The organism is Caballeronia arvi (assembly GCF_001544695.2).
Classification (GTDB): Bacteria; Pseudomonadota; Gammaproteobacteria; order Burkholderiales; family Burkholderiaceae; genus Caballeronia; species Caballeronia arvi.
The window spans coordinates 14,425-35,878 of sequence record NZ_FCOM02000052.1 but is presented as its reverse complement, the minus strand read 5'-3'; the positions used below and the strand labels follow the sequence as shown (position 1 = coordinate 35,878).

The following is a 21,454-nucleotide window of genomic DNA, read 5'->3' as shown; positions in this document are numbered from 1 at the left end:
TCAGTCGTCGTCGGCGGCGTCGTCGATGTCGCTTATGCCGATGGGATCTTCCTTCGCGGCTGCGGTGAACATCGTCGTGAACTGATCGAGCGTGGCGAGCGTGTCGCGCCCGGTGCGCGTGATGCGATAAAACGACAGCGGCACCTCGGGCCGCAACGCGTCGACGCGGACCTTGTAGCGGTAGCAGATGTGTTCGCAGAAGGACGGCATGACCGCGGTGCCGAGCCCTTCCTGCGCCAAAGCGATGGCCGTCTGCAGATGACCCACGACGATGCGCCGGCTGACCGTCACTTCTTCTTTCGACAGTGTGGCTTCGATGAGCCGTTGCAGCGGATTGTCCTTCGGCAGCGTGATGAGCGGCTGATTCTCGAGCGCGGTCCAGCGAATGCCGGGGCCGCGCAGCGGCGTGCCGGCCTGCGCGGGCGACACCGCGACGAGCCGCGTCGGGAAGATCGGCGTGCGGTCGATGCCGGAAAGCTGCGAGAAGAACACGCCGAACGCCGCATCGAGATGGCCTTCCTCGACCATCTGCACGAGCTCGGTCGGGTTGCGGTCGACGAGTTCGATCTGCGCGTGCGGATGCATCTGCGAGAAGCGCGCGAGCACGGAAGGCATGAGGCTCGCCGCGATCATCGGCGTGCAGCCGAGCAGCAGCGACGACTGTTTCTGACGCCCCAGCTCGTTGAGCTCGATGACCGATTTTTCGAGCGACTCGACGATCGCCATGGCGGTGGGGTAGAAGAGGCGGCCCGCTTCGGTCAGCGAGACCGTGCGCGTGGTGCGTTCCAGCAGACGGCAATCGAGCTGCGTTTCCAGTTCCCGGATGATCGCGGACAGTGCGGCCTGGCTGAGATGCATGCTCTGCGCGGTCTTCGTGAAACTCGACGCGTTCGCGACGCCAAGAAAAACCTTGAGTTGTTTGAGGGACAGGTTCATCAACGACAGCCGTTTGTTTTTCGGGCGTGGGGCATGCCCGATTCTATCCCGTCTGTCTGCGCGGCTGCTGCACCTGGGGCGTCGGTGCGGCAGCCGCCGAAAGCGTCACGCGAGGACGTAGCGGCCTTCTTCGTCGCGCGCGATCGCACGCCGTTGCGCCGTGTCTTCCAGCCAGCGGACCACTTCGCGGCCGTCGCGCGTGCCGGTCGCGGCCATCAGCTCGGAGAAGCGCTTCGGTCCGTCTTCGAGCGCTGCTTCGAGCGAGTCGAAGCGCGCGCCGCGATAGACCGGCGGCGTCGGCACACGATGCTCGAGATCGCGCTCGGCGCCCGGCGCGAGCAGGGGCAGCGTGAGGTCGAAGCCGGCCTTCGCCGTCTTTGCCGCACCGAGCAGCGACGGATCGAGCGGCATCGCGCGCAGGCTGTCTTGCAGCACGAGATCGCGATCGGCCTGGAAGCGCGTGGCAAGCGCCCAGTCCATCTGTTCGTCCGAGAATATGTCGATGTCCGGATCGACCACGAAGACGTGCTTCACATTCGCGAGCGACGCGAACACGGCCGCGATCGCGTTGCGCGCCTCGCCCGGCACGCGCTGCTGCATCGCGACGCGCACGTTGAACATGCCGCCCGTGGCCGGATTGGCGTAGACGGCCTTCACTTCGCGCACGGCGGTTTCGAGCGCGCGCCAAACGGTCACTTCCGTGCGCAGCGCGGCGAGCTGCGCGGTGTCGGTGCGCGCCATCGAGCGCCCGCCGATCGTGCAGGTCTGAAAGACGGCGTCGCGCCGATGCGTGATCGCGGTGAGATGGAACAGCGGATTCGTCTTCACGCCGCCGTAATAGCCGAGGAATTCGCCGTAGGGACCTTCGGGCTCGGCGTGGCCGCGTTCGTCGAGATAGCCTTCGAGGATGAACTCGGCGTCGGCGGGCACGAGCAGGTCGTTCGTTACGCATTTGACGACGCCCATCGGCGTGCCGCGCAGCGCGGCGACGAGTTCGAGCTCGTCGGCGGGAATCCGCATGGTCGCGCCGACGTGATCGACCGGATGCGTGCCGACGGCGAAGGCGACCGGCGTGCGCTCGCCGCGCTTCGCATGGCCGATCGCGATGGCGCGCAAATCCGACGGCGCGACGAGATCGATGCCCGCCGTGCGGCGCCCGCGCAGCATCAGCCTGCGAATGCCGACATTGGTCCAGCCGGTGTCGGGATCGACCGCGAAGTCGATCGACGCCGAGATATACGGCGCGCCATCCAGATCGTGCTGCAGATGCACGGGCAGGGCGGTGAAATCGCATGCGTCGCCGGTCAGCACGACCTGTTGCACGGGCGCTTCCTCGCGGCTCACTTCGACGAGTTTGCCCTTCACGCGCAGACGTTCGCGCACGGTGTCGAGCAGGCGTTGCGGCGTCGTGTCGAAGGCCTTCGCGAGACGCGAGCGGCTCGCGGCGACGCTGCCCGCGAGCGAAACCGGCCCGCCGGATGGGCGGCTGAACCACACCGCGCGCGGGTTGCCTTCCATGATGCCGGCGATGTCGGCGAGATCGACGCTCGCGTCATGGCGTTCGAGCTCGGTCTCGTCGAGCGATTCGAGAAAGCGCCGCAGGCGGAAACGTTCGAGATCGGGCGCGGGCGTGCCGTCGAGGGTCGAGGGAATGGCGGTCTTGGTTCTCAATCTGGGTTCCTTGGTGCGTGGATTCTTCGTGCGTTACGGCATCGTCAGAAGCGCGCGGAAAGCGCCGTCGCCGCGAGATGCGCGGCGAAACCGCTTGCGCCGCTCGCCGGCATTTCGGGCGCGAGATGCAGGAACTGCTTCACCGCGCGCAGCGTCACCGCGCCGCAGCCGAGCAGCGTGTCGACGAGCGCGTCCGCTTCGGCGTCGAGGTTCGCCGCCGGCACGACACGGCTTACGAGCCCGGCCTGCAGCGCTTCGTGCGCGGACAGCCGCGCGCGGCTCAGCACCATATGCGCGACGGTCTTCACCGGCACGCGGCCGATCAGCGCCGACATCACGAGCGTCGGCGGAATGTCGCGTTCCATTTCGGGAATCTGAAATACGGCGTCGTCGGATGCGAGTGCGATGTCGCACACGCCCGCAAGCGCGCAGCCTACGCCAAGCGCTTCGCCGCGCACGACCGATACGACCGGCACGCGCACGGCCTTGAGCGCGTCGTAGAGCGCGAGCGGCGGCGCGGCGACCACGCGGCGCAGCGTTTCGGCGGACGGCTTCGCGTCTTTGGGCGGCATCGGCGAGAGGCGGCCGCGGCAGAAGTCGGGGCCGCTCGAGACGATGCGCACGAGCTTCACGTCGTCGTCGAGCGTCGTGACGGTTTCGATGATCGTCTCGCTCATCGGGGCATCGATCAGATTGCCGTTTTCCGGATGGTCGAGCACCACGTCCACGAGCGGGCCGTGGCGTCGGATCGCGATGTGAGGGCTGGTCATGCTGGTCTCCTTATCGAGCGTGTTCATGCGTCGCGGTGGATGAATTCCCATACGACTTTCGGCGTGGCCGGCATCGCGAGTTCGTCGGCGCCGTATTCCCGGAGCGCGTCGGCGAGCGCGTTGAAGATCGTCGCCGTGGCGGGCGTGATGCCGCTCTCGCCGCCGCCTTTCACGCGCAGCGGGTTGCCGTGCGTCGGGTCTTCGGTGAGTTCGAGGTTGAGTTGCGGAATCACGCCGGCGCGCGGCATGCCGTAGTCCATGTACGAGCCGGTCAGCACTTGTCCCGTTTCGCGATCGAGATAGCAGGTTTCCGACAGCGCCTGACCGATGCCCTGCGCGAGACCGCCGTGTACCTGGCCTTCGACGATCAGTGGATTGATCGGCTGGCCGACGTCGTCCACCGACGTGTAGTTGACGAGCTTCACGATGCCCGTGTCCGGGTCCACTTCGAGCTCGCAGACGGCCGCGCCCGTGGGATGCGCGGGCACGCGCGTGTTCACCTCGGCTTGCGCGCACAGCTTGCGCATGTCGCGCTCGCCGGGCACGCCGTCGCGCGCGACGTGAGCGGCGACGTCGAAGAGGCTGATTCGGCGCGCCGAAGCCGCGTCGGCGAACGCGCCGTGCGCGAAGCTCACGCGTTCCGGCGCGACGTCGAACAGTTCGGCCGCCACGCGCTTGCCGAGCGCGACGATCTGCGCGGCGGTATCGACGAGCAGCATGCCGCCGAGACGCATCGATCGGTCCGAATGGCTGCCGCCGCCGACGCTCACGAACGCCGTGTCGCCAGTGCGCAGCGTGATCGACGCGATCGGCACGCCCAGATGCTGCGCGATGACCTGCGCGAACGTCGTTTCGTGGCCCTGGCCGGTGGACTGCGTGCCGGACACGATATCGATGCGGCCTTCCGGCAGCACCGTCAGCTCGATGCGCTCGCGCGGCGCGCCCACCGGCGACTCGATGTAGTTCGCGAGCCCGATGCCGCGCAGCATGCCGTTCGCACGCGAGGCCGCGCGGCGCGCCTCGAAGCCGTCCCATTGCGCGAGTTCCAGCGCGCGCGCCATGTTGCGGGCGAATTCGCCGCTGTCGTAAGTGAGGCCCATCGGGCTGCGATACGGCAGCTTGTCATGCGCGATCAGATTGCGGCGGCGAATCTCCGCGCGGTCGAGGCCGAGTTCTGCCGCCGCGAGGTCGAGGATGCGCTCGATCACGTGCGTCGCTTCGGGGCGGCCCGCGCCGCGATAGGGCGCGGTCGGCACCGTGTTCGTCAGCACGGCGCTAATGTGCACGGCGGCGAGCGGCACGTCGTAGACGGTCGTCATGATGCGCGTGCCGTTCGACATCGGCACATAGGACACCGTATGCGCGCCGACATTGCCGATCCATTCGTTGTCGATGGCGAGAATGCGGCCATCGCGCGAAAAGCCGAGGGTCGCGCGCACGATCTGGTCGCGGCCCTGATAGTCGGAGAGGAACGCTTCGCTGCGATCGCTCGTCCACTTCACCGGACGCCCGATGCGGCGCGCGGCCCACACCACGGCGAGCTGTTCGACATAGATGAACGAGCGCGGGCCGAAGCCGCCGCCGGTGTCGGGGCAGACCACGCGGACCTGCGCGGGCGGCACTTTCAGCGCGAGCGCGAGGCAGATTTTCTGCCGCACGGCGCCCTGGCTGCCGGAGATCAGCGTGTAGACACCGCTGTCGCCGTCGAATGCGCCGATCGCGCTGCGCGGCTCCATCTGGCAATTCACGACGCGGCTGTGATGGAACTCGCGCGTGAGCACGAACGGCGCATCGGCGATGATGCGGCGCGCCGCGTCGCGATCGCCGATCTGCGTCTGAAAGCAGAGGTTGTGCGCCGCGCCGTCCCACAGTTGCGGCGCGCCTTCCTGCATCGCATCGGCTGCATTGACGACAGCGTCGAGCACGTCGTAATCGACGTCGATCATTTCGGTCGCGTTGCGCGCGGCGAGCGCCGTGTCGGCGATGACCATCGCGATCGGCTCGCCGACATAACGCACGCGATCGATCGGCAGCGGAATATGCGGCTGGTTGAAGATCTCGCCGGTCAGCGAGGTGAGAAACGCTTTCTTCGTGGCGTCGACGGCGTCGATGGGATTGGGCACGTGATCCACGCCCTGATAGCCGTCATCGAGATAATCCTGGCCGACGAGCACTGCGATCACGCCGGGCGCCTCGCGCGCGGCCGATACGTCGACCGAACGCAGCGCGGCGTGCGCGTGCGGCGAGCGCAGGAAGGCGGCATGCACCTGGCCATCGATGCGCAGATCGTCGGTGTATTGGCCGTTGCCGGTCACGAAGCGCCGGTCTTCGAGGCGCGGGATGGGTTGGCCGATCATCGCTTGCCGCCCTCCGTCGTCGCGTCGGCGAGCGCCGGATACATCTCGTGGGCCGCGTGACGCACGGCCTCGATGATGTTCACGTAGCCCGTGCAACGGCAGATGTTGCCTTCGAGCGCGTGGCAGATGCTTGCTTCGTCGAGCGACGGCGGCTGGCGCAGATAGTAGCTCGACGCCATGATCATGCCCGGCGTGCAGAAGCCGCACTGCAGGCCGTGACATTGCACGAACGCGTTCTGCACCGGATGCAGCGGCGCAGCTTCGTTTTCGCGCAGCCCTTCGACCGTCGTGACGGCGCCGCCGCTCGCCTGCGCGGCGAGCACCGTGCACGACTTCACCGCGACGCCGTCGAGATGCACCGTGCACGCGCCACACTGGCTCGTGTCGCAGCCGACGTGCGTGCCCGTGAGACGCAGCGTTTCGCGCAGAAATTCGACGAGCAGTGTCTGGTCGGGCACGTCGCGTTTCACGTCGACACCGTTCACGCGTAGTTGGATTTCAGCCATGTTTCGCTCCCCGCGCGATTACTGCGCAGCGTCGGCGTTTGCTTCTGCGCTCATCGTCGCGTTGAAGCGCTTGAAGAACTCCGCCGCGAGCTTGTTCGCAACCGACGTGACGAGGCGCGAGCCGATCTGCGCGAGCTTGCCGCCCACCTGCGCGTCGGCGACGTAGGTGAGAAGCGTGCCGCCCGCATCGGCGTCGGCGAGCGTGACCGTCGCCGTCATCTTGCCGAAGCCCGCGATGCCGCCTTCGCCCTGGCCCAGGATCCTGTAACCGTTCGGGCCGTCGCGCTCGGACAGCAGCAGCGTGCCCTTGAAGCGCGCCTTCACGGGCCCGACCGATGCGATCACGACGGCCCTGTACTCGTCGTCGCTCTGCGCGACGAACTCTTCGCAGCCCGGCACGCATGCCTGCAGCACCGCGGCATCGTTCAAGCCTTTCCATACCTGCTCGCGCGTGGCGGCGATGGTCTGCGATCCGGTGAATTCCATGTTCTTGTCTCCTGAAACGGTTTAGGCAGGCTGGCGCAGCGGCTGCGCCAGCAGCGCACGCAATGCGCGGCGCGTATAGGTTTCGATCAGATGCGCGCGGTAGGCGGACGAGCCGTTGGCGTCGTCGGGCAGCGCGTGTGCGTCCACTTTCAATGCATCGAGCGCGGCTTCGGACAGGTCGGCGGCGAGCGCTGCTTCGGCATCGCGCCAGCGGAACACCGACGCGCCCGCGCCCGTCACCGCTACGCGAAGCGCATCGGCGAATTGCGCGATGAACACGCCCACTACGGCATAGCCGGACGCCGGCTGGCGGAACTTCGCATAGGCGGCGCGCAACGGAAGCGGATACTCGAAGCCGGTCACGAGTTCGCCCGGTTCGAGCGCGGTCTCGAAGGTATCGACGAAGAAATCGTCGGCCTCGATGCGGCGCTGCGAGGTGAGCACGCGTGCGTTCAGCGCAAGCACGGCGCTCGGATAATCGGCGGCGGGGTCGTTGTTTGCGACCGAGCCGCCCATCGTGCCGCGGTTGCGCACTTGCGGATCGGCGATCACGTTCGCGAGCTGCGCGAGCGCGGGAATCGCCGCGGCCACCACTTGTGACGCGGCCGCCTCCGCATGCTTCGTCAGTGCGCCGATGCGCAGCACGCCGCCTTCGACGCTCACGCCGCGCATCGCCTCGATGCGCGTCAGATCGATCAGATGCGAAGGCGCGGCGAGGCGCTGCTTGAGCGTGGGAATCAGCGTCATGCCGCCCGAGAGCGGCTTCGCGTCCTCGTGCTCGCGCAGCCAGCCGAGCGCTTCGTCGAGCGAGGACGCTCGCAGGTAAAGCGTTTCGTACATGAGGTCTCCTGCGGCCTGTGGCCGTCAGGCCTGTTTCAGCCAGTTTTCCAGCGCCGTCGCGAGTGCGACGGGCACTTCGTACATCGGGTAGTGACCCGCGTTCGCGAGGGTTTCGACGCTCGCGCGCGGATACCACGCGAGCCAGGTGCGATTCATCACGTCGGTAGTGAGCGTCGGATCGTGCTCGCCGATGAAGAGCTTCACCGGCGTCGCGTTGCCCATCACGTCGGCGGAAAAATCGCTCGCTGCCCAGTGCGGCAGATAGCCTGCGAAGGCATCCGCGCGCGATACCCGTTGCGATTCCCGCGCCATATGCGCACTCCAGCGCGGCGCAAGGCGATTGCCCGTCGAGAACGCGATGATCGCCGCGCGTTTTTCGATGTCGTCGACGGCCGTGCGAAACGCGGCCAAACGCGTTTCGTCCATGCGCGAGCCGCACGCGGGCACCGCGCACACGCCCGCCATGCGATCGATACGTCCGCGCGCGGCGAGCAGCACGCGCTGAATCGCGACGCCGCCCATCGAATGGCCGATCAGGCTGAACCTGTCCCAGCCGAGATGATCGGCGAGGGCGAGCACGTCATGCGCGGCTTCATCGAACGTGAATGCGCCGTCGCGCTCGCGCGAGCGGCCGTATCCGCGATAGTCGAAGAACACGTAAGTGAAGGCGTCCGTATCGAGCGCGGGCACGAGCGGCTGCCAGTCGTTGGCGCTGCCGAACCAGCCGCTCATCGCGAGCACCTTGCGCGGGCCGTCGCCGACCTTGACGTAACCGTTGAGCGCCTGCGTCATGCCGCGGCCTCCGCTTCGCGCGACGCAAACGCGAACGCCGGGGCGATACGCCCACGGCATTCCCCGAAGCCGATCGACACCGCGCCCGCCTTCGACGCGCGCGCGCTCAGCACGATCTCATCGCCGTCTTCGAGCGCGATGCGCGTTTCGCCGTTTTGCAGGCGAAGCGGATCGCGGCCCGCGTTGGTGAGTTCGGTGAGGCAGGCGCGCGCCGCATCGTCAGCTCCGGAGATCGTGCCGCTACCGAGCAGATCGCCGGGGCGCAGATTGCAGCCGTTGCTCGTGTGATGCGCGACCATCTGCGCGAACGTCCAGTACAGGTTGTCGAGATGCGTCTGCGTGATGCACACGGCGTCGGCGCCGGCTTCGCGCAGTTGCCGTGTCGAAAGATGCGCGTGCAGCTCAAGATGCAGTCCGCCTTCCTGCTGATCGCGCGCGCCGCGCAGATGCGGCATGAGCGGCGGATCATCGATGGCGCGCGCCACGGGCGCCTTTCTGAACGGCGCGAGCGCCTCCGACGTGACGATCCACGGCGACACGCTCGAATGAAAGCTCTTGCCGAGAAAGGGCCCAAGCACCTGTTCGAACCACTGAATGCTTTTCGCGGACCAGTCGTTGAGCAGCGAATAGCCGAAGAGGTGCGCGTGGGCCTCGTCGACGGCGATCGGTTGCGTGAGCGCATTGCCTTCGCCGATCCACGCCGCCAGCTCCAGCTCGAAATCGAGCGCGGGCGCGGGGCCGAACACGATCTGGCCGTCCGCATCGCGATACTGGCCGTGCGGACGGCGCACATCGCCGCCGCTCACACGCAGCGACGAAGCACGGCCGTGATACGCGATCGGCAGCGACTTGAACGCGGCCGGCAGCGGATCGGCAAGGCCCTTGTAGCGGCCATGCCGCTCTGTGTGATGAAGCGACGTGAGAAAGTCGGTGTAATCGCCGACTTCGCAGGGCAGGCGAAGCGCGAGCGTATCGATGCGCGGCAGCAGCGCATCGGCTTGCCGTTGCATCTGCGCGCGCTGCGGCGCAGCGCTTTTCAGCAGATCGGAGAGCGCGGCGCGCAAGGCGCTCGCATAGCGAAGCGGCATCGACATGAGGCGGTTCAGCGTGCCGTCCCGTGCGGCTTCGCAGGCGATCGCGGCATCGCTGCCGGCAGCGAGCAGGCCGCTGTCGGCGAGCGCGCGCAAGTCCACGGCATGCTCGCCGATGGCGACGCCCGCGCGCGCGATGCCGTCGCGCTCGAAAGCGCCGAACGGCAGGTTCTGGATCGGAAAATCCGCGTCGGGCAGATTGGCCGAATCGATCCAGCTACGCCGCGCCGGATCGTGGGTGACGTTGAGCGCGGTCATGCGTTGTGCGTCTCCGATACGGCGTGCCTGCGTGTTTCGGTCCACGCATCGAGTGCGGCATGCGCTTCCTTCCGATAGGAAGACAGCGTTGCCTGCGATGCGACGGGCACCGTCAGTTCGAGCCGCAAGCCGTTCGGATCGAAGAAATAGATCGAACGCACGAAATGATGATCGGTGACGCCCAGCACCTCGATGCCGTGATCGACGAGACGCTGCTTCATCGTTTCGAGCTCGTCGAGCGTGGCCAGGCGCAGCGCGATGTGGTTCACCCACGCAGGCGTGTTCGGCGAAGGCTCCGCGGCCGTGTCGTCGCCGAGATCGAAGAACGCGATGTTCGAGCCGTCCGCCATCTCGAAGAACAGATGCACGTAAGGGCAATGCTCGCCCGTGCTCGGCACGCGGTCGAGGCGGATCAGATGAACCAGCGGCAGGCCGAGAATGTCCTCGTAGAAGTGGCGCGTTTCTTCGGCATTGCGGCAACGCCAGGCGAAATGATGCAGGCCGCGCACAGGCGGCAGGTCTTCGGGCATGTTGTGTCTCCTTGATGCGGCGTGATGAGGCGGGCTGCGCCCGCTCTAGACTTCGACGGTATCGACGTCGTATTCGAACAGCCAGTTGTAGCGTTCCTTCACGCGCTCTTCACTCCACTCGCGATCGACGTATTCCGCCGCGCCTTCCGCATGCGCGAGCGCGGGATTGTGGAAGCGCTTCGTGTTGGCCGCCGAGCCGCGCACGATGCGCGACGTGCGCTCGAGGCGCAGCGACTCGTAGCGTTCGAGCGCATGCGGCAGATCGTTCGCATGGCGTGCGAGGCAGCGCGCGATCAGGTAGCCGTCTTCGAGCGCCATGCCCGCGCCCTGCGCGAGGAACGGCAGCGTGGGATGGCAGGCGTCGCCGAGCAGCGTGGCGTTGCCCGAGGTCCAGCGCGTCATCGGCTCGCGGATCATGAGCGCCCACTTATAGGGCACGTCGATGGCCGAGATCATGGTGCGGACGTCTTCGTGCCAGCCGGCGAAATCGGCCAGACATTCGTCGATGGTGCCGCGCTCCGACCACGACTCGACCTGCCAGCCGTCACGCTCCACCGCGCCGACGAAGTTGACGAGCTGGTGGCCGCGCAGCGGATAGTGAATCACGTGCGCGCCCGGCCCGACCCAGTTCGTGCCGTAGGGCGTGCGCAGATGCTCGGGCAGCTTCGTGGCGTCGATCACGCCGCGCCAGGCCATCACGCCCGAATAGACGGGCTCGTCCGCGCCGAAGAGCGCGCGGCGCACGCGCGAGTGCACGCCGTCCGCGCCGATCAGCAGGTCCGCTTCGAACGTTGCGCCCGAGACGGTCTGAACTTCGACCTTGCCGTCCTTCTGCACGATCGACTCGACCTTGTGATCGAGCCTGATCGCATCGGCCCGATACGCGCGCACCGCATCGACGAGCGCTTCATGCAGGTCCGCGCGGTGCACGGTCAGGTAGGGGAAGCCGTACACTTCGCGCGATGCCGCGCCGAGATCGAAGAGCGGCCAGGTCTGCCCCGTGTTCCAGAGACGCACGCGCTTGCCGGGCGGCTCGCATGCGAGGCGTTCGAGGCGCTCACCGACGCCGATCCGGTAAAGCACGCGCGTGGCGTTCGGACTCAACTGCACGCCCGCGCCGATTTCTCCCAGGGCCTTGGCCTGTTCGAGAATGGTGACGTCGAAACCCGCTTTCAGTAATGCGGCTCCCGCCGTCAAACCGCCGATACCGGCCCCTGCAATGACGATCTTCATTCGACCTTTCGACCTCTTTCGTATTTGACGCTGTCTCTTATCGAGAAGATTTATCAATCGATAGATAAATCTTTTAAATGGGGTTTCGTTTTAAAACGGAACCACTTTAAATGAACGCCAGCCGCTAAAGAAGCAAAAGAATTCGAATGAGTTATCAGCGAAAATTGATAATGCGCGATGAAGACGCGCATGAGTCTCACATGCCCCAGCGATGCACGACCGAGGATTCGATGCCGAAGAGATCGAGCACGCGCCCGAGGGTATGGTCGACCATTTCGTCGAGCGATTCGGGGTTCGCGTAGAATGCCGGCACCGGCGGATAGACGATTGCTCCGGCTTCGGTCACGCTCGTCATGCTGCGCAAGTGGCCCAGATGCAGCGGCGTTTCCCGAACCATCAGCACGAGCCGGCGGCGCTCCTTGAGCGTGACGTCGGCGGCGCGCGAGAGCAGCCCGCTCGTCACGCCCGTGGCGATCTCCGAGAGCGAGCGGATCGAGCAGGGCGCGACGATCATGCCCATCACGGGGAACGATCCGCTCGAAATCGCCGCGCCGATGTCCGTGTTCGGATAGGTGACCGTGGCGAGCGCGCGGACGTCGGCGACGCTGTACGGCGACTCGTGCGCGAGCGTGACCTGCGCGGAGCGGCTCATCACCAGATGCGATTCGATGTCGAGCTGCCTGAGCAACTGCAGCAGCCTGACACCGTAGACGACGCCCGATGCGCCGCTGATGCCCACGATCATGCGTCTGGGCTGTACTGCGCTGAAATGCATCTGTGCTCTCCGTTTCAACGGTGATGAATTAAACGTCGCGGATGTTAGCACGGTGAATTCATTCAACCGGATAACTTATGAGCCTTTTTTGAATTAATGGGTAAATACCCTGACCGAGTATTCGGGATGTTCTATCGATTGATAAATAACTCGTGATTCAAAACGCGAATCGGAGTGGTTAAACTCGGTTCCGCATCGGGAATAAGCGATGCAAGAAGCCGGCGCCGGCGAGCGACCGGCCAGAGATAAAAACATTGGAGACTTCGGTTGAGAACTTGTCTGCTCGTCGGCGGCTGCGCCGCGATCCTGGCTGGCCCTGCGTGGGCGCAGTCGTCCGTGACGCTGTATGGGAGCATCGACCTTGGTGTGGATTTCGTGTCGAACTCTCAGGGCAAACATCTGTACCAGGAATCGGCCGGCAAGCGTCAGCCGGACCGCTGGGGACTGTTGATCAAGGAGGACCTGGGCGGCGGCAATGCGGCGTTCGCCCGGCTCGAATCGGGCTTTCTGAGCAACACCGGCGCGCAGATCAATCCGACGAGCTTCTTCAACCGCGACGCCTACGTGGGCCTCTCGAACGATCGCTGGGGCTCGCTCAGCTTCGGGAACATCAATGACTATATCTATCAGTACGTCGGGCGGCTGAACAACTCGGTGCCGGGCATCTCGTCGTACTACACGCCCGGCAATCTCGACGGCCTCGCGAATACGCACGCCCTCAACAACGCCGTGAAGTACGAGACGATCAATTTCCACGGCTTCCAGCTCGGCGCGATGAACGCGTTCGGCAACCAGGCGGGCGATTTCAGCGCGGGGCGTCAGTACAGCGTCGGCGGGCAGTATTCGAGCGGCACGGTGAATTTCGGCATCGCGTACACGATGTCGCATAACCGCACGGCCGACATCTTCGGCACCTTCAGCCTGAACTCGCTGCTCGGCCAGCCGCTGAGACAGGGCACGATGTTCAATGCCAGCCGCTACAGCACGCTCGCCGCCGGCGCTTCGGTGAAGATCGGCATTTTCACGCCGCACGTCACGTATTCCGGCGTCAAGCTCGAGAACGCGCGCGGTTCGGCCTCGCTGAACAACTATCAGGCGGGCGTGAACACGGAACTGGTCGGCAACCTGGGCTTTTTCATCCTCGGGCTGTCCGTGAATCACTCGCTGTTTCAAGGGCTCACGATCAACCAGTACAACCTGTTCCTGACCGATTATCTGTCGAAGCGCACGCAGGTGTACGCGGGCGTGGGCGTGCAACGCGCTTCGGGGCCCGGCGCACGCGCCGCGCAGTTCGGGTACCAGCCTTCGTCGAGCGGCAGCCAGACGGTCGCGCGCATCGGCGTGAATCACATGTTCTGACGAGGCGCAACGCAGTGCAGACGGGAAGCGAATGAGCGTGCGAGGCGGATTCTTCACTTATTTCGATCGCTTCATCGTTTCTTTTTGATTGAGCCGCGCGGGGCCGACTTTTATATTGTGGCTCCGGCCGCGGCGCCGTCACGAGATGTAAATGGGACATACATGCAAGCAGACCGCACTTTCAACATCGCGACATTGATAGAAGAGCAGAAGACGGGACGCTTCGCCGCCGGTCTGCTCTTCTGGTGTTTCCTGATCATGCTGATGGATGGCTACGATCAGACGGCCGTGTCGTTCGCGGCGCCCGCCATCATCAAGGACTGGCACGTCTCACGCGGCGGATTCGGCCCCGTGTTCGGCGCGGGTCTGCTCGGCACGCTGATCGGCTCGTTCATCTTCGGCTATCTCGGCGACCGGCTCGGCCGCAAGAAGGCCATCATCATCGGCAGCCTTTTCTTCGGCGCGCTGACCTGGGCTTCGGTGTGGGTGACCTCGCTGCAGGAGTTGATGCTGCTGCGCTTTCTGGCCGGCATCGGCATGGGCGGCGTGGTGCCGAACTCGGTCGCACTGGTCGCGGAATATGCGCCGAAGCGGCTGCGCGCGACGTGGGTCACGCTGATGTTCTCGGGCTTTTCGATCGGGGCAGGCTCGGGCGGCGCGGTCTCGTCGGCGCTGATTCATCGCTTCGGCTGGCCTGTCATGTTCGCGGTCGGCGGCGTCGGCTCGTTGCTCGTCGCGGTGCTGCTGATCTTCACGCTGCCCGAATCCGCGAAGCTGCTCGTGATCCGGCAGCGCGATCCGCAGGTGCTGCGCAAGCTCGTGGCGCGCCTGCGTCCCGAACTGAAGATTCCCGCCGACGCGCTGTTCGTGCCCGGCGAAGTGCGCGAAAAGCAGCGCTTCGTGCTGAAGCTGATTTTCTCCGATGGCCTCGCCGCCATCACGCCGCTGCTCTGGATCGTGTTCATCGTGAACTCGATGGCGCTCTATTTCCTGCAGAACTGGCTGCCGATTCTGATGGAAGGCATGGGTATCGATCCGCGCGGCGCGGGCCTCATCACGATGATGTTCTCCGTGGGCGGCGTGATCGGCGGTCTCGTGCTCTGCCGCTTCGTCGACCGCCACGGCGTCGCGGCGATCATCTCGCTGCCCGTGATCGGCCTTCCGGTGGTCGCATCGCTCGGTCACGGCTCGTCGCAGGGCTGGCTCATGCTCGCGGTCTTCGCGACCGGCTTTTGCGTGGTGGGCGCGCAGTACGGTCTGTATGCGGTCGCCGGCATGATCTATCCGACGTCGTTCCGCTCCGCGGGCGTCGGCAGCGCGATTTCGGTAGGCAAGATCGGCTCGGTGTCCGGACCGGTGATCGGCGGCCTGCTGCTCTCGATGCACTTGCCGATCGCGCAACTGTTCTACGCCGCCTCGCTGCTGTTCCTCGTCGCCGCTGTGTTCTCGACGATCCTCGCGCTGCTTTATCGCAAGCGTTTCGGCGAGACGCAAGCCGTTGCTTCGGCTGTCGAACCGGCGCGGGGCTCGCTGGTCCAGGACTCGTAACTCTACCGCCGCCGCGCTGACACGCGGCGGCGTTTTCATCGATACATCATTGTTTCGGATGGCTAATAAAAATAGAGGAGACGACGCGACCATGAGCACCCTTGCCGCACGCGAAACCACCGTCGACGTATCGGCGCTGATCGAGCGCCAGAAGCTCGGCGGATTCGCGCTTTTGCTGATCCTGTGGTGCTTTCTGATCGTATTGATCGACGGCTACGATCAGGTCACCGCAGCCTTCGCTGCGCCCGCGCTGATGCATGCCTGGCACACCAATGCGGCCGGTTTTGGACGCGTGTTCGGCGTCGGGCTCTTCGGCGTGCTCGTGGGATCGCTGTTGCTCGGCGTCAGCGGCGACCGCTATGGCCGGCGGCTCACGATAATCTACGGTTCGCTTTCATTCGGCATCCTGACGTTCCTGTGCGGATATGCGGACTCGCTCGATCAACTGACGCTGCTGCGCTTTCTCGCGGGCATCGGCATGGGCGGCGTCGTGCCGAACACGGTCGCGCTCGTATCCGAATACGCGCCCAAGGCACGCCGCGCAACCTGGATCACGCTGATGTTCTCCGGCTTTTCGGTCGGCGCGGGCGGTGGCGGGGCGGTCGCATCGTGGCTGCTGCCGCGCTTCGGCTGGCCCGTCCTGTTCACGGTGGGCGGCATCGCGGCGATCGTCGTGGCGCTGGCGTCGTTCGCGCTGCTGCCCGAATCGATCCGCTTCCTGATCGTGAGCGGGCGCGACACCCGCGGGATTCGCCGCATCGCGCGACGTCTCGGCGCAGAAACCGATGGTGAGGCGGTGCGTTATGTCGTCGACGACGAGGCGCGCGTGCGCGTGCGGCCGGCCGCGTTGTTTCAGGGCGGCCTTGCGAAAGTGACGCCGCTGCTGTGGGCGATCTTCATCCTGAATTCGCTCGCGCTGCACTTCCTGCAGAACTGGCTGCCGATTCTGTTCAGCATGGGCACGCTCGCGCCGGCGCGTGCGGCGCAGGCCGCGATGATGTTTCCGGTGGGCGGCACGATCGGCGCGCTTGCGCTGAGCCGCTCTGTCGATCGATTCGGCGTGCGCGTGATCCTGTTGCTCGCGATGACCGGTTGCCCCATCGCCGCATCGCTCGGCATGCCGATGCCGACCGGCTGGCTCTTCGCGGCCGTGTTCGCGAGCGGTGTCTGCGTGATCGGTAGCCAGTTCGCGCTCTATGCAGTGTCCGGCATGGTTTATCCGACGGCGCTGCGCTCGACGGGCGTCGGCTCCGCGATTGGTATCGGCAAGCTCGGCTCGGTCGCCGGATCGTTGCTCGGCGGCGTGCTGCTGTCGATGCATCTGCCTGTGGAACGACTGTTCTTCGATCTCGCCACCGTGTTTTTGGCGATCGCGCTGCTCGCGGCGGCCCTTGGCGGTGTTAGGCGATTCGAGCGCCGCGAAACCGCGGATCTTTGCTGACGGTCCTGTTAGAACCTTCCCACCCGGTAAGGACGCGGATCGGTGAAACCCGCTTCGCCATTCATCATTTCGCCGACGAGCCTTCCCGTCACCGGACCGAGCGTGAGGCCATGATGCGCGTGCCCGAATGCGAACCAGAGGCCGGGGTGACGATCCGCCGGCCCGATCACCGGACGCATGTCCGGCGTGCAAGGCCGTAGCCCGAGCCACGGCGATTCGTCGATCCGCGCGCCGAGGCCGAACACCGGCCGCGCGAGCCGCTCCGCCCGTTCGAGCTGCACCGGGCTCGGCGGCCTGCCGGGGCGGGCGAGCTCGACGCCGGTGGTCAGGCGCAAGCCGCGCCGCATTGGCGCGACGACATAGCCGTTCTCGATATCGACTACGGGTCTTCCCAGCGCGGCCCGTCCATCGCTTGCGTAGTGCATGTGGTACCCGCGCTTGGCCATGAGCGGCACGCGGTAGCCGAACTTGCGCGCGAGATCGCCGGACCAGACGCCGAGCGCCACCACCGCTGCCTGCGCCTCGACCGGCCCGCTCGCTGTCATCACGCGCCAGCCGCTTCCCGAGGGTTCGAGCGTCGCGGCGTCGCCGGTCAGGATGCGTCCGCCCTCGCGCTCGAAAAGCGCCGCATAACCTTTCGTCAGCGCGCCCGGATCGATCACGCTGCGCGGGTCGGTCCAGTGGATCGCGCCGGCATAGCCGCCATCGAGCGATGCCTCCAGCCGATGCAGCGCGCTCGCGTCGAGCAGGTTCATGCCGAGCCCGTGCTCGCCCGCGATCTGTACGGCGGCGCTCGCTTCCCGCTCGAACTGCTCGCGCGATCGATAGGCTTCGAGCCAGCCCGTGGGCCGCACGAGATCGGCGAGACCGGCCCGCGAAATCAGCGCCTCGTGTTCGGCCACGCTTTTACCGATGAGCGGCAGCATGTCGCGTGCGGCGGCGGCGAGGCGCGCGGGCGCCGACTCCCACCAGAACCGCGCGAGCCACGGCGCATACGCGGGCAGCGAGCGCAGGTCGTAGCGCAGCGCGGTCGAGCGGTTCATCGCGAACTTCAGCACGGTGCCCCAGTCGCGCGGAAACGCATAAGGCACGACCGACGACGCCTCGATCAGCCCCGCATTGCCGAAACTCGTCGCCTCGCCGGGCGCGCGGCGGTCGACGAGCGTCACCTGCCATCCGCGCTGCCGCAGATGCAGCGCCACGCTAACTCCCACGATGCCCGCGCCGAGCACGATCACGTCCTGAGCCATGTTCCGATGCCTGATGAAGTCCTTATTTCGCAATGATGTCGCGTTTGAAGTACTTTTGCGATAGTTGGCTCAGCGTGCCGTCTTTCTTCAGCGAATCGAGCGCGGCGACGACCTTCGCCTTCAACGCCGCATCGTCCTTGCGCAAGCCGATGCCGGTGCCTTCGCCGAGCGTGGACGGATCGGAGAGCGCGGGTCCCGCGAAATCGAAATCCTTGCCTTCGGGCTTCGCGAGGAAGCCGTCGATCGCGGTCTGCACTTCCTGCACGGCGCCGTTGAGCCGCCCGGCCGACAGGTCCGCGAAGATTTGGTCCTGGCTCTGATACGTGACGACCTGCACGCCGTCGCTCGCCCAGTGCTTGCGCACGTAATCCTCCTGCGTCGAGCCTTGCAGTACCCCCACCGACTTGCCCTTCAGGCTCGCGGGCGTCGGCTGCAGGTTCGAGCCGCGCTTCGCGACCATCTGGATCGGCATCACGTAGATGGGCGGCGTGAAGTCGATCGCCTGCTTGCGCTTGGCCGAGATGTTCATCGCCGAATTGATCGCGTCGAACTTGCGCGCCTGCAGCGCAGGGATCAGCCCGTCGAAGCTGTTCTCGACCCAAACGCACTTCATCTTGATGCGCTGACACACCGCGTTGCCGATGTCGATATCGAAGCCTTCGAGCTGGCCCGTCGGCGTCTTGCTCTCGAACGGCGGATACGACGCCTCGACGCCGAATCGCAAGGTCTGCGATTCCGCATGCGCCAGGCCGAATGTGAACGCGAGGCTCGCTGCGCCCGCGAAGCAAATCATCTTCCAGTTCATTGTCGTCACCAAAGTCGTTTGTGAACCTGCACCGTCCGTGTTGCGCCAGGCGCGGGCGTCGCCACGCGCTCCATGGAAATATAGACCAAAAATAAAATAAAAGTCTAGAATAGACAAAAATGTCCACGCCGTAAGCGACGAACGCACGGCGACGAACCGGAGGTTTTCAAATGATTTCCTTGTCTGAAGAAACGCAGGTTGCCCCGACGCCTTTCATCGTTCATGAAGAAGAGGTGCGAAAGGCGCTGCCATCGCTCGATATGCGGGGCGCGCTCGACGACATGTTCGCTGCGCTCGGCGAGGACGAGGCCGTGCAGCCGCCGCAGACGCTCACGCTTTTTCCGCGCGGCGCGGGCGATTTCATCACCTATCTCGGCGTGCTCGCGAAGCATGACGTGTTCGGCGCGAAGCTCTCGCCGTATGTCGCCCAGCCTGGCGCGCCGATCGTCACTGCGTGGACCGCGCTCATGTCGATGCGCACCGGCGCGCCGCTGATGTGGTGCGATTCCGCGCTTCTCACCACCGAACGAACAGCCGGAACGACGGCGCTCGCGGTCGACCGGCTCGCCCGCGCATCGAGCGAGCGGCTGGCGATCATCGGCTCGGGGAGCGTCGCGCTCGCGCATCTGCGGCATGTCGCGCCGTTGCGCGAATGGTCGGAGATCCGCATCCATTCGCCGCGCCTCGCAAGCGAGCGGGAGCGCGCGGACGCGATGAAGGCGCTCGATGCGCGCGTGCGTATTGCGGAGACGGTCGAAGAGTGCGTGCGCGACGCGGATGTCGTGATGCTGTGCACGTCATCGGGCACGCCGGTGCTCGCGCTCGATGCGCTCACGAAGCCCGCGCTCGTCACGTCGATCAGCACGAACGTCGCGCGCGCGCACGAGATCGATCCGGCCGCGCTGAATGCGCTCGACGTCTATTGCGACTATCGGCAGACGACGCCGTCGAGCGCAGGCGAAATGGTGATCGCGCAGGAACATCATGGCTGGTCGCCCGATGCGATTCGCGGCGATCTTGCGGAGCTCGCGCGCGGCGTGTGTCCAGCGCCTTCTTATGAGCGCTCCGTGTTTTTCCGCTCGATCGGCCTCGGCCTGGAAGACATCGCGGTCGCGCATGCGCTGCATGTCCATCTCGCGAAGCTGCGCGCGTCGGCCTAGCGGTATCATCGGCTTTCGCGGGACCGACTTCATGCCTATTTCCATGCCACGACGCAAGACGCCCAAGGCCGATGACGCCGCGCGCGGAGCGCTGCTCGCGCGTTACGCGCATATCGCGGACAGCATCACGACGCTCTTTTTTCCTTATGCGGAGGTCGTGATCCACGATCTCTCGGACCAGACGATCGCGTATCTGTCGAACAATCTCTCCAAGCGCGAGATCGGCGACGACTCGGCGTTGGAGGATGTCGAGGAGACCGCGCGCGAGCGCCTCGTCGGCCCTTACGAGAAGCTCAACTGGGACGGGCGCCGCATGCGTTGCGTCAGCACGGCGCTCTTCGACGACGCGGGCAATGCCGCAGGCGTGATGTGCATCAACTTCAATATCGCGGCTTTCGAGGAGATGCGCTCGACGCTCGATCTATTCCTGCGCGGCGCGGGCGTCGTTGCGCAGCCCGTCGAGCTTTTCAAGGATGACTGGCAGGAACGCATCAACACGTTCCTGCACGGCTGGCTGCGCGAGCGGCAGATCGCGCTCAACTCGCTCACGCGCGATCACCGGCGCGAGCTCGTCGAGGCGCTGCATGAGCAGGGCGCGTTCAAAGGCAAGAGCTCGGCGAACTATATCGCCAAGGTGCTCGGCATGGGACGCGCGACCGTCTACAAGCATCTGCGCGAGATGAAGGACGGCGACTGAGCGGCGGGTTCTTCCCGCCTCCGTCCCGATGCTTCGTTCAGTCCCATGCCGGCGCGAGGCCTGCCGGGCTGACTTCACGGCCGTCGCGTTCCAGTCCGGCGATCTGCGCCATGTCTTCGTCGGTCAGCCTGAGTTGCTGCGAGAGCAGGTTGCTCGCGAGGTTTTCGCGCTTCGTCGATGACGGAATCACCGAGTAGCCGCGTTGCAGCGCCCATGCGAGCGCCACTTGCGCGGGTGTGGCGTGATGCCGCTTCGCGATCTCGCCGATGAACGGGTCCGTCAGCACCTTGCCGTAAGCGAGCGTCATGTACGACGTGACGTGAATGCCTTCTTCGCGAAGGAACTGGACGAGCTTGCGGTTCTGCAGATACGGGCTCAACTCGATCTGGTTGGTCGCGATGTTTTCCCTGCCGACTGCCGCGATGGCCTGCTTCGTCAACTCGATGTTGAAGTTGGAGATGCCGATCTGCTTCGTGAGACCTTGCGCTTTCGCATCGGCTAACGCGCTCATGAATTCATCGAGCGAAACGCCATTGTCGGGCGCGGGCCAGTGGATCAGCGCGAGGTCCACTTCATCCACGCGTAGCTTTGTGAGGCTTTCTTTCAGGCTCGGGACGAGCTTGCTTCGCGCATAGTTGTCGGTCCAGATTTTCGTCGTCAGGAAGATATCGCGGCGGGGCACGCCCGAGGCCGCGATCGCTTCGCCGACTTCGGCTTCGTTGCCGTAAATCTGCGCAGTGTCGATGGCGCCATAGCCGAGTTCGAGTCCGTTGCGCACCGAATCCATGACGACGCGGTCTTTCAGGCGGAAGGTGCCGAGACCGAAAGCGGGAATGCGATTCATGGAATGTGTTCTCCGGGTTGAGGCTTCGTCAATGTCGATGCGATCATTCTGCCCGGATCGATTCATTCGAAAAACCGCTTGAAACGGGAAAGAATCTTGATTTTT

The 21,454-nt window shown here is 65.4% G+C and carries 20 protein-coding genes; 5 read left to right on the top strand and 15 right to left on the bottom strand.

Annotated features, from left to right (window positions below):
* From AWB74_RS34630 to AWB74_RS34575, 12 genes are all read right to left on the bottom strand, one after another.
* The gene (locus tag AWB74_RS34630; RefSeq protein WP_061151131.1) at window positions 1-936 is read right to left on the bottom strand and encodes a LysR family transcriptional regulator; all 936 of its coding nucleotides are present in this window, start codon (window positions 934-936) and stop codon (window positions 1-3) included.
* Between the two features lie 105 nt (window positions 937-1,041).
* Window positions 1,042-2,607 (bottom strand): UbiD family decarboxylase, encoded by a 1,566-nt coding sequence (locus AWB74_RS34625; RefSeq protein WP_061151130.1) that lies wholly within the window; start codon window positions 2,605-2,607, stop codon window positions 1,042-1,044.
* A gap of 44 nt (window positions 2,608-2,651) precedes the next feature.
* Window positions 2,652-3,377: an enoyl-CoA hydratase/isomerase family protein gene (locus tag AWB74_RS34620; protein ID WP_061151152.1), complete on the bottom strand. Its 726-nt coding sequence runs from the start codon at window positions 3,375-3,377 to the stop codon at window positions 2,652-2,654.
* Between the two features lie 23 nt (window positions 3,378-3,400).
* On the bottom strand, window positions 3,401-5,734 hold the full coding sequence (locus AWB74_RS34615; RefSeq protein ID WP_061151129.1) for a xanthine dehydrogenase family protein molybdopterin-binding subunit: 2,334 nt from the start codon (window positions 5,732-5,734) through the stop codon (window positions 3,401-3,403).
* The gene (locus tag AWB74_RS34610) at window positions 5,731-6,240 is read right to left on the bottom strand and encodes a (2Fe-2S)-binding protein (protein WP_061151128.1); all 510 of its coding nucleotides are present in this window, start codon (window positions 6,238-6,240) and stop codon (window positions 5,731-5,733) included. Before AWB74_RS34610 ends, AWB74_RS34615 begins: the two co-directional genes overlap by 4 nt.
* Before the next feature lie 18 nt (window positions 6,241-6,258).
* Window positions 6,259-6,726 (bottom strand): SRPBCC family protein, encoded by a 468-nt coding sequence (locus AWB74_RS34605; RefSeq protein WP_061151127.1) that lies wholly within the window; start codon window positions 6,724-6,726, stop codon window positions 6,259-6,261.
* 21 nt (window positions 6,727-6,747) lie between these two features.
* Window positions 6,748-7,566 (bottom strand): FAD binding domain-containing protein, encoded by an 819-nt coding sequence (locus AWB74_RS34600; RefSeq protein WP_061151126.1) that lies wholly within the window; start codon window positions 7,564-7,566, stop codon window positions 6,748-6,750.
* A gap of 24 nt (window positions 7,567-7,590) precedes the next feature.
* Window positions 7,591-8,358 (bottom strand): alpha/beta fold hydrolase, encoded by a 768-nt coding sequence (locus AWB74_RS34595; protein WP_061151125.1) that lies wholly within the window; start codon window positions 8,356-8,358, stop codon window positions 7,591-7,593.
* Window positions 8,355-9,707, bottom strand: a complete 1,353-nt coding sequence (fahA, locus tag AWB74_RS34590) for a fumarylacetoacetase (RefSeq protein ID WP_061151124.1) — start codon at window positions 9,705-9,707, stop codon at window positions 8,355-8,357. The genes AWB74_RS34595 and fahA overlap by 4 nt, the downstream gene beginning before the upstream one ends.
* Window positions 9,704-10,237 carry a VOC family protein gene (locus AWB74_RS34585; protein ID WP_061151123.1) on the bottom strand — a complete coding sequence of 178 codons (534 nt, stop codon included), beginning with the start codon at window positions 10,235-10,237 and terminating at the stop codon, window positions 9,704-9,706. Before AWB74_RS34585 ends, fahA begins: the two co-directional genes overlap by 4 nt.
* Window positions 10,238-10,282: 45 nt before the next feature.
* Entirely contained in the window at window positions 10,283-11,470 is a 1,188-nt protein-coding gene (locus tag AWB74_RS34580) for an FAD-dependent monooxygenase (protein ID WP_061151122.1), read from the bottom strand.
* Window positions 11,471-11,666: 196 nt separating this feature from the next.
* Window positions 11,667-12,245, bottom strand: a complete 579-nt coding sequence (locus tag AWB74_RS34575; protein ID WP_061151121.1) for a UbiX family flavin prenyltransferase — start codon at window positions 12,243-12,245, stop codon at window positions 11,667-11,669.
* Between the two features lie 267 nt (window positions 12,246-12,512).
* Here AWB74_RS34575 and AWB74_RS34570 point away from each other — a divergent pair, with 267 nt between their 5' ends.
* The 3 genes from AWB74_RS34570 (at window position 12,513) to AWB74_RS34560 (ending at window position 16,593) form a co-directional block, all read left to right on the top strand.
* Window positions 12,513-13,604, top strand: coding sequence for a porin (locus AWB74_RS34570; RefSeq protein WP_061151120.1), 1,092 nt, complete (start codon window positions 12,513-12,515; stop codon window positions 13,602-13,604).
* A 162-nt stretch (window positions 13,605-13,766) separates the two neighbouring features.
* Window positions 13,767-15,152 carry an MFS transporter gene (locus AWB74_RS34565; RefSeq protein WP_061151119.1) on the top strand — a complete coding sequence of 462 codons (1,386 nt, stop codon included), beginning with the start codon at window positions 13,767-13,769 and terminating at the stop codon, window positions 15,150-15,152.
* A 91-nt stretch (window positions 15,153-15,243) separates the two neighbouring features.
* The gene (locus tag AWB74_RS34560; protein ID WP_061151118.1) at window positions 15,244-16,593 is read left to right on the top strand and encodes an MFS transporter; all 1,350 of its coding nucleotides are present in this window, start codon (window positions 15,244-15,246) and stop codon (window positions 16,591-16,593) included.
* An 8-nt stretch (window positions 16,594-16,601) separates the two neighbouring features.
* Here the strand turns inward: AWB74_RS34560 and AWB74_RS34555 are convergent, their stop codons facing one another.
* Together AWB74_RS34555 and AWB74_RS34550 are read right to left on the bottom strand one after the other, a co-directional pair.
* Window positions 16,602-17,843: an NAD(P)/FAD-dependent oxidoreductase gene (locus AWB74_RS34555; protein ID WP_061151117.1), complete on the bottom strand. Its 1,242-nt coding sequence runs from the start codon at window positions 17,841-17,843 to the stop codon at window positions 16,602-16,604.
* A 22-nt stretch (window positions 17,844-17,865) separates the two neighbouring features.
* Window positions 17,866-18,648 carry an ABC transporter substrate-binding protein gene (locus tag AWB74_RS34550; protein WP_061151116.1) on the bottom strand — a complete coding sequence of 261 codons (783 nt, stop codon included), beginning with the start codon at window positions 18,646-18,648 and terminating at the stop codon, window positions 17,866-17,868.
* 170 nt (window positions 18,649-18,818) lie between these two features.
* On the opposite strand from AWB74_RS34550, the gene AWB74_RS34545 reads away from it, so the two are divergent.
* Window positions 18,819-19,808 (top strand): ornithine cyclodeaminase family protein, encoded by a 990-nt coding sequence (locus tag AWB74_RS34545; RefSeq protein ID WP_061151115.1) that lies wholly within the window; start codon window positions 18,819-18,821, stop codon window positions 19,806-19,808.
* A gap of 31 nt (window positions 19,809-19,839) precedes the next feature.
* Window positions 19,840-20,505 (top strand): helix-turn-helix transcriptional regulator, encoded by a 666-nt coding sequence (locus AWB74_RS34540; RefSeq protein WP_407642504.1) that lies wholly within the window; start codon window positions 19,840-19,842, stop codon window positions 20,503-20,505.
* Between the two features lie 37 nt (window positions 20,506-20,542).
* Here the strand turns inward: AWB74_RS34540 and dkgB are convergent, their stop codons facing one another.
* Window positions 20,543-21,349 (bottom strand): 2,5-didehydrogluconate reductase DkgB, encoded by an 807-nt coding sequence (gene dkgB / locus AWB74_RS34535; RefSeq protein ID WP_061151113.1) that lies wholly within the window; start codon window positions 21,347-21,349, stop codon window positions 20,543-20,545.
* Window positions 21,350-21,454: the final 105 nt, after the last annotated feature.